Source organism: Methanothrix sp. (assembly GCF_016706325.1).
In the GTDB taxonomy this organism is placed as follows: Archaea; Halobacteriota; Methanosarcinia; order Methanotrichales; family Methanotrichaceae; genus Methanothrix.
In genome coordinates this window covers 1,183,324-1,195,218 of record NZ_JADJJX010000001.1, presented here as the reverse complement: position 1 = coordinate 1,195,218, position 11,895 = coordinate 1,183,324, and the positions used below count along the sequence as shown (strand labels likewise).

Below are 11,895 nucleotides of genomic sequence, written 5' to 3'. Positions count from 1 at the left end.
GTAGAGGTGAAATGAGAGAGAGCAAGATCTTGTCCGAATAGTTGAAAATGTGTTTTTCGATTGCTTCTTCCGCCAGCCCCTTGATCCGCCAGATATTGGAAAGAATCTTGCCGATCTCCTTGGTTATGTAATTGCGATTCTGCTCAGTAATGAGTCCACAGCTTTATCATTGGCCTGTATTGGAAGAGCTTAATTTATGATACAGCCTTTGCCGATACTCATTCGCCAGTTGCTAAATCCCATCCGCAATGGGCACCTTCATACTGAATTCCTCTTCCTGCCTGCCTATGCCCTCTTCGATATAGGTTATCCAGATCTTTTGCTCCAGCTCGCCGGACTTGCGGTACTGTCTTTCTATTTCCTCATAAACGGCATAGAAATCGAGGCCCCCTCCCATCAGAGCGGCGCAATCGTCGGCATCACCTTCCCGGTTGGCAATCAACTTCATGACCAGGATGTCTTCTCTTGAGGCGTTCCTCACTATCAGATCCCCAAAGGTTCTGGTCACGATAGACCGCTGCCACATGGGCACACCCAACTCGAAGTCATAGCAGAGCCTACCGGCGAAGACGTCCAGATTTCGCATGCGCTTCACAGCCAGCCTTTTGGCACCCAACCGAGCATGTCTCTTCTCCGGGCCAACCAGTTCGAAACCCAGTCTCCTGGCGGAAAGGAGAAGGGTATCCTTGTCAAACTCATTTCTGCAGACCACATCGATGTCCTTGGTGGAGTCTTTAAGTCCCAGCTCCAGCAATACGGCTCCGCCTATGAGCATGACCTGAATCCTCCGATCAAGAACCTGGCCGAGCTGCTCGAAGAGTTCATCGACCTCCTCTCTTCGGGTTATCCTATCATAGCTCAATGCCATACATCTCCGCCCTATCCTCGATATCTTCCATCGAAGGATAGCCTTTGACCTTTTCTCCCTGCAAAACCGCCCTTATTTCCTTTACCATTGGATGTAGGACGCTCTGCAATTTATCCCTGTTCCTCAAATAGAACAATATGCAAAAGAGCCTTTGAGAACGGCCCTCTGCCGAGTCCAGGGAGTGGATGAAAACGTCCTCAATAGACAGCTCTCTTTTGGGCAATGTGTAGTAGTTGTCCCGCAGGCCCAGCTCAATCCCGTAGTCTATGTAGGCACTGAAGGATGTAGGGGTGGCATCCTGCACTCGCAGGCTCTTGAAGAGCACGCTGTCTTTGTAGATCTTTATGATCAAGGCCTCTCTGGGAACAAGGCGAGACTTGTCGTACTCCTGCAGGGCAGAGACGAAGTCCTTCAGAGCGCCCCAGTAGACATAGTTGAATGAGTATAGCGAGTGTTTTCCCTTCCTGGTCGTAACAACCACGCCCAAACGGGCCAGGTCGTGCAGATAGTAGTATACGGTCTTGAGGGGAATGCCGGTTTCTTCATGAAGCTCTTTCGCGCTCTTAGTGCTCTGGTCCAACCGGGAGAGGAGCTCTATCCGTCCGTCAGCGAGAAGAAGCTGGAAGGGAGAGGCCCGGTGGGCATAATAGAGCCTTTTGAAGCTATCTGCTGGAGGGGCCCTGGCCAGGACAATCTCCGAATCCTCCCGGTCTACCAGTCCTTTGTCCCTGAGCTGAGTGATTATTCGAGACACCGACCCGCGCCGCAGGCCAAGGTGGGCGTTGATATCCAGAGGACGGAGAGCGCTCTGGGAGCTGGTTATCAGGAGCAGAGCGTTGATCTCATTTCGGTTCAAACGCATTTAGTCTAATCCTGCGTGGATAGTATATATACATTTCACTTTTTATTAGAAAATGCGAGTAAAACCGCCACGGTCACACCAGACACGTTTCTGGATGTGGAAGAAAAGTGGATCTCCGATCGATCTGTTGTAGAAATCCAGGAACAATAAGCACTGCTTATCACACACAAAGAAAAAAAATACCGTGGGTCAGAAAAAGAGCCGATCATCACGCCCGCATGTTACGAGGCATGTTGCTTCGTTGACAATCACACCGAAGTAACAATCTCGGGAGAGCTGTCCGACTGGTCTTTCAATGAGTTTCGATCTATGCTAAACAGCCTGCGGATCACTCCTCCGAGCGGATATTATTAGTAGCATACAACCGCCTAGCTAATCGTCTTAAGAAAAAGCTCAAAGAGATGGAAGAACGCCTCCCGGCTATGGCAGATATTCATAATGAATCAGAGATCCAAGGGAAATATCTGGAGCATAACGACCAACTTCAGGGAAAGAAGAGCCCTGATATCATCCTCGACTCCAATTCTCTCAAAGAACGCACTGGCAGCAGTCTTGGCTCTTGCACTCGATGTTCTTTATCTTCCAGCGCAGTGCCCACAGCTTCATGCCCTTGATGACATCGATCATCTCCAGGCCGCTCTCAGTGAGTGTATACTCGCTCTTCAGGGGAAAGGCTGTGCCCTCCATCCTCTTCTCCACCAGCCCCTCCCGCTCCAGCTCCTTGAGCCGGGCGGAGAGAACCTTCTGGGTGATCCCCGCCAGGCAGCCCTTCAGCTCTGAGAACCGCCGGGTGTGCCCCTCGCCCTTATAGAGCTCCAGCAGTATGAGCATGGTCCATTTCCTGGCGATATACTTCACCGTCTGGTTTACTGTGCATCCTTCCTGCATGGTATACTCGGGGAAACTTTCCAGGTTATATACTTTGGTATCATTAGTATACTTGATAGTGAGGCAATAGAAAATGGCAGCTACTGAGAAACTGGATATGTTCTGCTACCAGTGCTCCCAGACCGCCCGGGGCACCGGCTGCACAGTGAAGGGAGTATGCGGAAAGGAAGCGACCGTCGCCCGGCTGCAGGATAACCTGCTCTTCGCCATCAAGGGCATCAGCGCTTATCTCTATCATGCCCGGGAGCTGGGTTACACCGATCCGGAGGTGGATGCATTCATCGAGAGGGGCTTCTTCTCCACCCTGACCAATGTCAACTTCGATCCGGAGGAGTTCTTGAACCTGGCAGTGAAAGCGGGAGAGATGAATATCAGGACCATGAAGCTCCTCAAGCGGGCGCACATCGAGAGCTTCGGCGAGCCTGAGCCGACCAAGGTGAGTACGGGGACGGTGAAAGGGCATGGCATCCTCATCACCGGCCATGATATGAATGCTCTGGATAAGCTCCTGCAGCAGGTGGAGGGCACAGACGTCTTCGTCTACACCCACTCGGAGATGCTTCCCGCTCACGGCTATCCGGGTCTGCGCAAGTACAAGAACCTGGCTGGCAACCTGGGCAAGGCCTGGTTTGATCAAAAGAAGCTCTTCGCCCAGTATCCCATGGCACTCTTCGGCACCTCCAACTGCTTCCTTCCTCCCCGGGAGGAGTATATAGACCGCATGTTCTCCACCGGCCCGGTCTATCTCCCCGGGGTAAAGCACATCGACGGCTATGACTACTCAGAGCTGATAGCCAGGGCGCGGGAGCTGCCCGAGCTGCCCGAGGCTCCAGGAGAGTATGTCCTTACCACTGGCTTTTCCACCTCCGCCCTCCTCTCGCATGCCGCCAAGATCAAGGAGCTGGTGGAGAAGGGCAAGATAAAGAGGTTCTTCCTGGTGGGAGGCTGTGACGCCCCCCTGAAGAAGTCCGACTACTACCGGGAGTTTGTGCAAAAGCTGCCTGGAGATACTGTGGTCCTCACCCTCGCCTGCGGCAAGTTCCGCTTCAATGACCTGGATTTAGGGGATATCGAGGGCATCCCCCGCCTGATCGACCTGGGGCAGTGCAATGATGCCATCGTCGCCCTGGAGGTGGCCGATGCCCTGGCCGATCTCTTCGGAGTGAGCGTAAACGAGCTTCCCCTGACACTGGTGATAAGCTGGATGGAGCAGAAGGCAGTGGCCGTCCTGTGGTCGCTCCTGGCATTGGGAATGAAGGGGATATGGCTGGGGCCCATAGTCCCCGGATGGATCAATGACGAGATGCTCAAGATCCTGGTGGACCGCTATGACATCCGGCTGATCAGCACCCCGGACGAGGACATCAAGAGGATGATGGCGGAATAGAATGGTCAAAAGAAATATCATCAAGATCGATGAGTCCCTCTGCGATGGCTGTGGCAGTTGTGTTATCGCCTGCTCAGAGGGAGCAATCGAGATAGTGGATGGAAAGGCCAAAGTGGTGAGGGAGTCGTTTTGCGACGGCCTGGGGGCCTGCATTGGCGAGTGTCCCAAAGGAGCCCTGACCATAGAGATGAGAGAGGTAGAGGCATTCGATGAGAAGGCGGCGGCAGAGCATTCCCGGCAATCCAGGGCCCTTCAAAGCGCCAATGCTGAGAGGGCAGAAGGGCATGAGGGAGAATCGGAGCCAAAGTCCCCCTGCGATCTTCCCATTCATAGAATGCCGGGCTCGCAGATGGAGAGGGGAGAGGGGCAGGGAGAGGGGCCGGGAAAGCATCTGAAGAGGCTCGGCCCCGGCTCCCAGCTCTCCAGCTGGCCGGTGCAGATGCGCCTCGCCCATACCGATGCCCCCTACTTCAAGGAGGCCAGCCTGCTGATAGCCGCAGACTGCTCGGCATTTGCCTGCCCCATGATCTCTGAGTTCATCCGGAGGAGGGTGGTCCTGATAGGCTGTCCCAAGCTCGACCCAGGCGAGCCCTTCGTCTCCAAACTGACAGAGATACTGAGCTCAAATGATATCCGGGATATAACCGTCCTCAGGATGGAGGTTCCCTGCTGCTCCCATCTCATCGGCCTGGTTGAGCAGGCAATAGAAAGATCAGGAAAGAAGATCCCCCTCGATCAGTTCATATGCATGATCGACGGAAAGGTGGTAAAGGATAATGAGATGGTGAGAAGATGAAGCTGGCGGTATTCTACAGTGGCGACTTCGGCAGCAGAGTAGTGGGCAATCTGGTTAATTACTCAGGGTTCTGCATCTCCTGCGCAGATGCCTGCACTGAATGCCGGAATGTCGCCCCGGACCTGGCTAAGGATATTGTGGCCCTGGTGGAGATGCCCGATCCCTCGACATACGGGGATTTCATAGATGATGTGGAGCCCCTGCTGCCCAAGGATATACCAAAAGCGGATATCATCATAGTGATCAATATCCATCCCGATATCCTCTACGGCCTGCTTCCCAAGTTCAAGGAGGCGGGGATCAAAGCGATCATCGGCGGATCGGAGTCCCCCAAGGAGATGCCTCTGGGGCAGAGAAGGCAGGTGGAGGAGAAGGCAGCTGAGCTGGGCATGGAGGCGGCCTTCGCCAAGCCCTTCTGCGCCCTGCGGCCGGACCCGAATAAGCCCATCATCGCCCAGTTCCTGAAGGAGGCCAGAATTGGCGACCCGGTGATCGAGTTCACCGTTCAGGGGAGCAGAGAGGGCAAGGATGTGATAATGGGGGCCAATGTCGTCCGCAGCGCCCCCTGTGGCTCCACCTGGTTTGTGGCCAAGAGGATGCTGGGGCTGGAGCCGGATCAGCCCGACCTGAGGGAGAGGATATCGGAGGCCCACCATGCCTATCCCTGCACCGGCTCCATGGAGAGGGATGCAGAGCTGGGAGATACTGTGCTGCATGTGGGCGGCTATATCATCCGCGATGCCGTGGAGGACGGCCTGAAGAAGGCAGAAAGGCTGCCCAGATCCAGGCTGCCCAAGCCAGGAAGTCTAATTGTAATCTGAAGACGGATCAGCCCGGAGAGCCAGCCCACATCCCCTGCGGGGAGGGGTTGCAGCTCTTGGGTTGCAGCTCTCCAGTTGATCTGTTCAGGGTATGGCCTGAAGGCAGGCCGCCCCCCCACCCACTCCAGAATCCTCTTGTGTCTCTCTTTTGCTCTTACAGCATCATAGAAGCCCTCATCCAGTATACAACGGGCAGCATCTGGCCCTTCAGAGAGCAGATGCGCCATCCATCTTCAGGCAAAGCCCACTACCCCAAGTCCCCCACCAAGACCTGATCTTGCATTCAGGGCAGATCACTCCGCCCGCAATGCCTCTATAGGGTCAAGCCTTGCTGCTCTGTTCGCCGGATAAAAGCCGGCAATGGTGGTGGTGAGAACGCCGAACAGAATGCCCAGGATCATAGACTCCGGGGTTATGGAGAAGGGCAGCCCGGCCAATGAGCCGATAGCAGAGGAGGCCCCGGCCCCCAGGATAATGCCGATGATGCTTGAGACCATCCCCAGGACGCCAGCCTCCAGCAGATACTGCCTGCGAATGTCCTCCACCGTCGCCCCCAGGGCGAGCAGAGTGCCGATCTCCCTGACCCTCTCCCTTACAGTAAGCATCATCACATTGGCGATGCCGATTCCCCCCACCAGCAGGGATATGGCCCCAATCCCCGCCAGAGCGTACTTGATCATGGAAAGGGTGCTCATCAGTGTGCTGAGGATTTCCCGGGGGGTGATGGCATCGTAGGCCTCATCCCTGTGGTGGCGGCGCAGGTCGTTCATGATCCTGTCGATTATTGAATCCAGCTGATTGGGATTGTAGACTGTCACCTGAAAGACATCGTAATAATAGCTCTCCCCGCCCAGGAGCTCATCCATGGCCTTGTGGGTGATGTATAGGATATTGCCAGCGCTGTCCCCCATACCACCGCCGAAGCCCGTCTCCTTCTCCTCCTTCAGCACACCCACCACAGTGAAGTCCATGGGCCGATCTTTGTAGTACAGCCGGATCTTGTTTCCCGGGGCCACCTTCATGCGAAACATCCCCTGGGATATGCCGTTGCCGATCACTATCGACCGGTGATCAGATCCCGAGAGCCACCGGCCCAAGACCACCTCCTCCCTCAGGCCCTGCTCCTTCTCCGGGTCAACGCCAGTGATGCTGCTTGAGCTGTTGGTGTTCCGGAAGGAGATCACCACGCCGGCCAAGCTCCGGGGGGCGACATTCTTCACCCCCGGCACGTTCTCCAGGACCTTGGTGTCCTTATCGGTGAACTTGGCGGGCTCAGCTGCATTTCTGCTACCCGGACCCCCGCCCGGCCCGCCGAAGTGAGCGCTGCCCGGAATCACATGGATCACATCCAGGTCCAGGGTGGAGAACTGGTCAGAGACGCCTGTGTACAGCCCCTCGCCCACAGAGAGCATCACCACTATCGCCAGAACGCCGATTATGATGCCCAAAGATGACATGAGCGTCTTGAAGCGATCGCTCTTGAACCCCAGGGAGATGAACTCCAGCATATCCTGCAACCTCATCTCTGCAACCTCGTCTCTGCCACCACCAGCTCTCAGGCCGGCCCCTTTCCCGCTCCGCCGCCCTTCGAGAGCCGCTTGCGATAGAGGAAGCCGCCAGCAGCCAACAGAGCCAGAAGGCCGATGGCCAGCAGCAGGAGATAATTATTCGAACCGGCATCATGCACAGGCGGGCTGTAGGTGGTGATGTAAGGCTCTGACTGGTGCCAGGTGTCACCGTTCTTGAACTCAGCCACAAAGCTGATATTGCTCGCCCCCCGGATGGAGCTTTGGAGGGGATCAGTGGACTGCACAACGAAGCTGATGGTGAAGATCTCATCCGCATCCATGGTGCCGATATAATACCTCTCGGGAGAGAATCTCAGCCCCTGAGCTGAGGGAACTATAGTTACTGCATTTAGGGTGTTCTCCCGGGGATTGGCCACATTCAGGTTTAATGTGGCAGCAGTCGCGGGGGTAGCGGAGGGGTTGGCGGAGGGAGCAGATTCTATGATCGCCATGCTCACCGTCGAGGAGTCCACCTTGACTGGAATCTCCCTTTTGATGGTGATCATGTCATAGCCTCCCTGGACCTCAAAGCCGAGCAGATAGGTGCCACTGCTCACGTTATCCGATGCCTGCAGCTTATAATAGATGGGAAATGAATCATTGGGCCCGATCATCCCCAGATCATAGCAATCGGGATCGATGACCTCCAGCTCAGAAGTGCCATGCAGAGTGGTGTGGTTTATGGGAGTGGATAAAACGATATTTGAGGAGGAGGAGGCTCCCGCATCCCTTCCCACACCATATGCCGCAGCACCATTCTGCATCTGGATGGTAAGGATCGCCTCGTCCCCGGGCATCAACACCGCAGGAGCAGTACTGCTCTGGATGTTCACAGGCATACGATACTCATATCCTGCTGCCTGGCCCCCAACCAGCAGCATCAGAATCACTATAAAAATCCTATTCATTCAGGCATTCTCCATTAGTCGTCCGTCTCTGAGCCGGATGACCCGGCTGCAGTTCCCGGTTATCTCCGGGTTGTGGGTGACCATGATGATGGTTCTGCCCTCCTCATGCAACCGGTTTAGGATTTTCATGACCTCGGAGCTGTTTTTGAGGTCCAGGTTGCCGGTGGGCTCATCGGCGATGATGATCCTGGGATCGTTGGCAAGGGCCCTGGCTATCGCCACTCTCTGCCGCTCTCCGCCAGAGATGTTCTGCGGGCCGAACTCCGCCCGATGGGCCACATTCAAGCTCTCCAGGAGCTTTGTGGCCCTCTCCCTTCTCTCCCTGCGGGAGATGCCGCGCAGCATCAGGGGAATCTCCACATTCTGCTGGACGGATATCCGGGCGATGAGGTTGAAGGTCTGGAAGATGAAGCCCAGCTCCTCCCGGCGGATACGGGCCAGCTCCTGGTCAGAGGTCCGGCTGATATCCTTGCCCTGCAGGACAAAGCGCCCACTGGTGGGCCGGTCCAGGCAGCCGATGATGTTCAGCAGTGTGGACTTGCCGCTGCCTGAGGGCCCCATCAGGGCCACGAACTCGCCCTCCTCTATCTCCAGGTCTATGCCCTTCAGCACCGGATACTCGCTCCTTCCGACCAGGTAGGTCTTCTTGATATCCTTCAGCTCTATCAATGCAGGAATTGAACTCAACCTCAATTACTTTTCTAATTTATTCTAATGCTTTTTTAATGCGGGCAGCAGCCTCCATCACAGGTTCTTTTGGCCTTCGGCCTGACTGCCTTGCACTCCGACCGATCGGCTTTAGGCAGCGTCCGGATGGGCAGGCCGTAGCTGTTCTTGCTCAGCCCATAGCCCAGCCTTCTGAGCTCGCCCCTGGCCTTCTGGGGGCTCAATCCGCAGGCCCGAGCCAGCCGCTTAAGCTCGCCCCGATCCAGGGTCTGACCTCTCAGACACGGTTTATGCTTTAAGTACTCTCTGATTGTTCTCATGATCCTGCTCCTTTATCAATAAGGTGCTCTGCCTGGGCATGGGATCAATCCAGAATAGAACAATATACAAAAATCAAGGAGAACGAGCGGGATCATCCGGGGAGATCAGTGGTGCAGACCCCGGGGAGAATTTTCCATTTGGAGAATAGAGGAGCAGGGTGGTTCAGTCTCCATTGAGGGCTGGATAGCCTTCGCCCAGAGTTGAGTGGTGATCCCTCGGATCGAGAGAGCCTCAAACGCGCCCAATTCCCATTGCACTCCGGGGCAAAGACCGGGTAAGGAAGGTGCTAAGATGGATCTGAGAGCCCGATTATGATTCTTCTCATCGGTATCCAAGTTCTTCAGCTTTGGAGAATGCATCCTTGGCCTTAGAGTCCAGATCAAGCTTTTTGAGGGCAAACCCCTTGCGTTTCCAAGCATTTGCGTTTTTCGGCTCAATCCTGATGGCCTGATCATAAGCCTCGATGGCGTCCTGGTACATGCCAAGCTCGTGGAGGGCCGAGCCCTTATTCATCCAGGCATCGACATAATTCCCGTCCATATTCAGGGCATTGTCGAAGGCCTTTATGGCTTCGCCATACTCTTGGAAGCGGAAGTTTTCAACGCCTCTCTTGAGCCAGTCATCCCGGGTCGCCAGCCCCGAGGAGGCTTTTTCAATGAAAGCATTCTTCTCCCGGGAACGCTTTTCATCCACCAGGCCGCTGACGATTGTTGTCAGGCCGATGAAGATCGGACCCAGGGATATGATCAATCTATCCCCTTCAATTGATGTGGCGAAACTGAGCACCACACCAATAAGAAAGATCACAATTCCATAAATAACTCTCTTATTCATCGCTATGAGGTGTTATGACAGGTAGGTAATAAAATTTTTTATCTCATCTGTGATGTGCTCATATCTGTGATGTGCTCATATCTGTGATGTGCTCATTCTTTGCTGTCCAGGACTGAGGAGTAGAACTTATTATAAATATGAGGAATGGGAACCGAACACCGGCCAGATCACAACAGTCTGAGCAGCTCAGAGAGGCTATGCACGCACTCACCATCCTCCGGTCTGCACTCCCCCCAGTTTCGCTTCAGTATCGCCCTCCAGCCATAGCAGCGGGCGGCCAGGATGTGATCATGCTCCTCGGTGACGAAGATGGGGCTGCCTGCTGCCCCAGCCAGTTTGCCCTTTTCCAGAGCCAGGTCGAAGATCCTTTTATCGGGCTTCTTGATGCTCTCTGGATGCTCAGAGGAGAAGATGATGAGATCGGATTCAATGAACGAGGCGATGCTGCACTCCTCCAGGAATGCATGCACCTCATCCTCTGTCACATCTAAAGAGAGGTTGGAGATCACTCCCAGCCGGTAGCCACGCTCACGCAGTGCCTTCAGCGTATCCAGTGTATCACTGTAGAGATGGTATTCGCCATCTGTCTTCCCGAGCAGGGTATGGGTAAGGTCGAAGAAGATCGCCGGGGCCAAGGAATCACCAGTTATGATATCAATATCAACCAAAGAGAGCATTTTGCTGGGCTGTATATGAAGGTTTTCAGGGCGGGATAGTCTCGCAAAGCAGGCTGCATAATCGATATGTCTGGAGCTTCGGACGAAGCGATGAGGTGCGAGATGCGAAATGGTTTGATCTTGATTAAATGGCGGGCACGCCGGCGGTTGCCCACAGGCTTATGCGCCAGTTTTTCCCGCTGCCTTCTCCTCCCCTTATACCTATAAGCGATAGTTACCCGCAGTGGGTCTGCTCCCTTCCGGGCCTGAACCGGTTCCTGCAATCATGGTACATGGATCATTCCTCAGAAGGACCCATGGACCGGTGCCATCCCTACAGGACGGAGAATCATAGTTGGCAACTGGACTGAACGCACAGCGCCCGCGGTCTTCCGTCAGCTTCGCCCCCCGCGTATCGGCGATTTCGGGTTACAGGTGACGCCGAGCCACCCAGACTGCCCGCCACTTTTAACATTGAGATGTACAGCTAATAAAGCTAACGCAAAAAGGAGGGAGAGATATGGCAGATGACCTGGCAGCAAATATGGGATTCATCACGGGAAACAAGCAGCGCGAAAGGGTTGTCCAGATACTGGGAACCAAGGGGAAGATAGCGGCGGACAAGGTCTCCAAGTTCGGGCACATACCGGCACCAATAGTGGGCAAGATCCTGGCGGAGATGGCAGAACGAGGTCTGGTCTCAGAAGAGAACGGCATATGGGGCCTGACCGAGGCGGGGGCGGAGATAGAAAAGGAGATCAAGAAGAGAGGCTGAGGTTTGCGCCATCGGACGGAGGGGGAGGATGCGATCCGGGCAGCTGGATGCCCGCCCCCTGATCGACCGGGGATCAACCCCGCCTTCCGGGCATTTACGGCCGAAGAGCGGCCCCTACGCCCTCTCGATCATTCTCTTCGTTAAATCATATGGGCGATGTACTGCAGAGAATTTTCCACTGTGCTTTGCTCATGGAAATGATCCTATAACCGCATCTTGCGAACATCTTCATCCTCCGGGTGCGACCATCTATCATCCGCGCCAAGACCACGTGAAGAGATGGAAAAAGATAGCAGTTGAGGTCCATGTGCCGCTTTCCAAGGCTCCTCGCTGTTTCGTGCGGGTGGATTTAAGGGATCTCTAATCCTATAGCTTGGTCCTTATAGCGTCATGACGGCCGGGATTTGGGATCATCATGAGATGTGTCGCTACCTACCGACTCTACGCCGGGATTCATGCCTGATATTATCATGATTGAGTCCGCCTGCCGCTATCCTGAAGTTGCCCAAATGCAGCGGCGCGCATTGGCCTGCACAAATCCGAAT

Annotated in this window: 14 protein-coding genes and 1 other RNA gene; 5 read left to right on the top strand and 10 right to left on the bottom strand. The window is 54.9% G+C overall.

Annotation, left to right across the window (positions count from 1 at the left end):
• Positions 1-232 precede the first annotated feature (232 nt).
• The 3 genes from IPI63_RS06315 to IPI63_RS06305 form a co-directional block, all read right to left on the bottom strand.
• Complete coding sequence (locus IPI63_RS06315; RefSeq protein WP_292477383.1) at positions 233-862, bottom strand: hypothetical protein; 630 nt, start codon at positions 860-862, stop codon at positions 233-235.
• Positions 852-1,730, bottom strand: coding sequence for a MarR family transcriptional regulator (locus IPI63_RS06310; RefSeq protein ID WP_214065609.1), 879 nt, complete (start codon positions 1,728-1,730; stop codon positions 852-854). The genes IPI63_RS06315 and IPI63_RS06310 overlap by 11 nt, the downstream gene beginning before the upstream one ends.
• Before the next feature lie 528 nt (positions 1,731-2,258).
• Positions 2,259-2,618 carry a helix-turn-helix domain-containing protein gene (locus IPI63_RS06305; protein ID WP_214065610.1) on the bottom strand — a complete coding sequence of 120 codons (360 nt, stop codon included), beginning with the start codon at positions 2,616-2,618 and terminating at the stop codon, positions 2,259-2,261.
• Between the two features lie 73 nt (positions 2,619-2,691).
• Between IPI63_RS06305 and hcp the strand changes: the two genes are divergently transcribed.
• The 4 genes from hcp to IPI63_RS06285 all read left to right on the top strand — a co-directional run bounded on the left by hcp (position 2,692) and on the right by IPI63_RS06285 (position 5,897).
• Positions 2,692-4,005 (top strand): hydroxylamine reductase, encoded by a 1,314-nt coding sequence (gene hcp, locus IPI63_RS06300; RefSeq protein ID WP_292477379.1) that lies wholly within the window; start codon positions 2,692-2,694, stop codon positions 4,003-4,005.
• 1 nt (position 4,006) lies between these two features.
• The gene (locus tag IPI63_RS06295) at positions 4,007-4,801 is read left to right on the top strand and encodes an ATP-binding protein (protein ID WP_292477376.1); all 795 of its coding nucleotides are present in this window, start codon (positions 4,007-4,009) and stop codon (positions 4,799-4,801) included.
• Positions 4,798-5,622, top strand: a complete 825-nt coding sequence (locus IPI63_RS06290; RefSeq protein WP_292477373.1) for a DUF166 domain-containing protein — start codon at positions 4,798-4,800, stop codon at positions 5,620-5,622. The genes IPI63_RS06295 and IPI63_RS06290 overlap by 4 nt, the downstream gene beginning before the upstream one ends.
• 137 nt (positions 5,623-5,759) lie before the next feature.
• Positions 5,760-5,897 (top strand): hypothetical protein, encoded by a 138-nt coding sequence (locus IPI63_RS06285; RefSeq protein WP_292477372.1) that lies wholly within the window; start codon positions 5,760-5,762, stop codon positions 5,895-5,897.
• A gap of 18 nt (positions 5,898-5,915) precedes the next feature.
• Here IPI63_RS06285 and IPI63_RS06280 read toward each other — a convergent pair whose 3' ends face one another.
• The 7 genes from IPI63_RS06280 to ffs all read right to left on the bottom strand — a co-directional run bounded on the left by IPI63_RS06280 (position 5,916) and on the right by ffs (position 11,040).
• Positions 5,916-7,145, bottom strand: a complete 1,230-nt coding sequence (locus IPI63_RS06280) for an ABC transporter permease (protein WP_292477369.1) — start codon at positions 7,143-7,145, stop codon at positions 5,916-5,918.
• A gap of 32 nt (positions 7,146-7,177) precedes the next feature.
• Positions 7,178-8,098 carry an LPXTG cell wall anchor domain-containing protein gene (locus IPI63_RS06275; protein ID WP_292477366.1) on the bottom strand — a complete coding sequence of 307 codons (921 nt, stop codon included), beginning with the start codon at positions 8,096-8,098 and terminating at the stop codon, positions 7,178-7,180.
• On the bottom strand, positions 8,099-8,776 hold the full coding sequence (locus tag IPI63_RS06270) for an ABC transporter ATP-binding protein (RefSeq protein ID WP_348528773.1): 678 nt from the start codon (positions 8,774-8,776) through the stop codon (positions 8,099-8,101). It lies immediately after the preceding gene.
• Between the two features lie 44 nt (positions 8,777-8,820).
• On the bottom strand, positions 8,821-9,084 hold the full coding sequence (locus IPI63_RS06265) for a hypothetical protein (RefSeq protein ID WP_292477361.1): 264 nt from the start codon (positions 9,082-9,084) through the stop codon (positions 8,821-8,823).
• A gap of 322 nt (positions 9,085-9,406) precedes the next feature.
• On the bottom strand, positions 9,407-9,919 hold the full coding sequence (locus IPI63_RS06260) for a tetratricopeptide repeat protein (protein WP_292477360.1): 513 nt from the start codon (positions 9,917-9,919) through the stop codon (positions 9,407-9,409).
• 167 nt (positions 9,920-10,086) lie between these two features.
• Positions 10,087-10,587, bottom strand: a complete 501-nt coding sequence (locus IPI63_RS06255) for an HAD family hydrolase (RefSeq protein ID WP_292477357.1) — start codon at positions 10,585-10,587, stop codon at positions 10,087-10,089.
• Positions 10,588-10,725: 138 nt separating this feature from the next.
• Positions 10,726-11,040, bottom strand: an RNA gene (ffs, locus tag IPI63_RS06250) — signal recognition particle sRNA.
• Positions 11,041-11,095: 55 nt separating this feature from the next.
• Between ffs and IPI63_RS06245 the strand changes: the two genes are divergently transcribed.
• The gene (locus tag IPI63_RS06245) at positions 11,096-11,350 is read left to right on the top strand and encodes a transcriptional regulator (protein WP_214066575.1); all 255 of its coding nucleotides are present in this window, start codon (positions 11,096-11,098) and stop codon (positions 11,348-11,350) included.
• Positions 11,351-11,895: the final 545 nt, after the last annotated feature.

Coding starts and splice junctions, on each gene's coding strand:
- IPI63_RS06310 (WP_214065609.1), bottom strand. CDS start 1,730: ATGCGTTTGAACCGAAATGAGATCAACGCTCTGCTCCTGATAACCAGC.
- IPI63_RS06305 (WP_214065610.1), bottom strand. CDS start 2,618: ATGCAGGAAGGATGCACAGTAAACCAGACGGTGAAGTATATCGCCAGG.
- hcp (WP_292477379.1), top strand. CDS start 2,692: ATGGCAGCTACTGAGAAACTGGATATGTTCTGCTACCAGTGCTCCCAG.
- IPI63_RS06295 (WP_292477376.1), top strand. CDS start 4,007: ATGGTCAAAAGAAATATCATCAAGATCGATGAGTCCCTCTGCGATGGC.
- IPI63_RS06290 (WP_292477373.1), top strand. CDS start 4,798: ATGAAGCTGGCGGTATTCTACAGTGGCGACTTCGGCAGCAGAGTAGTG.
- IPI63_RS06280 (WP_292477369.1), bottom strand. CDS start 7,145: ATGAGGTTGCAGGATATGCTGGAGTTCATCTCCCTGGGGTTCAAGAGC.
- IPI63_RS06275 (WP_292477366.1), bottom strand. CDS start 8,098: ATGAATAGGATTTTTATAGTGATTCTGATGCTGCTGGTTGGGGGCCAG.
- IPI63_RS06265 (WP_292477361.1), bottom strand. CDS start 9,084: ATGAGAACAATCAGAGAGTACTTAAAGCATAAACCGTGTCTGAGAGGT.
- IPI63_RS06260 (WP_292477360.1), bottom strand. CDS start 9,919: ATGAATAAGAGAGTTATTTATGGAATTGTGATCTTTCTTATTGGTGTG.
- IPI63_RS06245 (WP_214066575.1), top strand. CDS start 11,096: ATGGCAGATGACCTGGCAGCAAATATGGGATTCATCACGGGAAACAAG.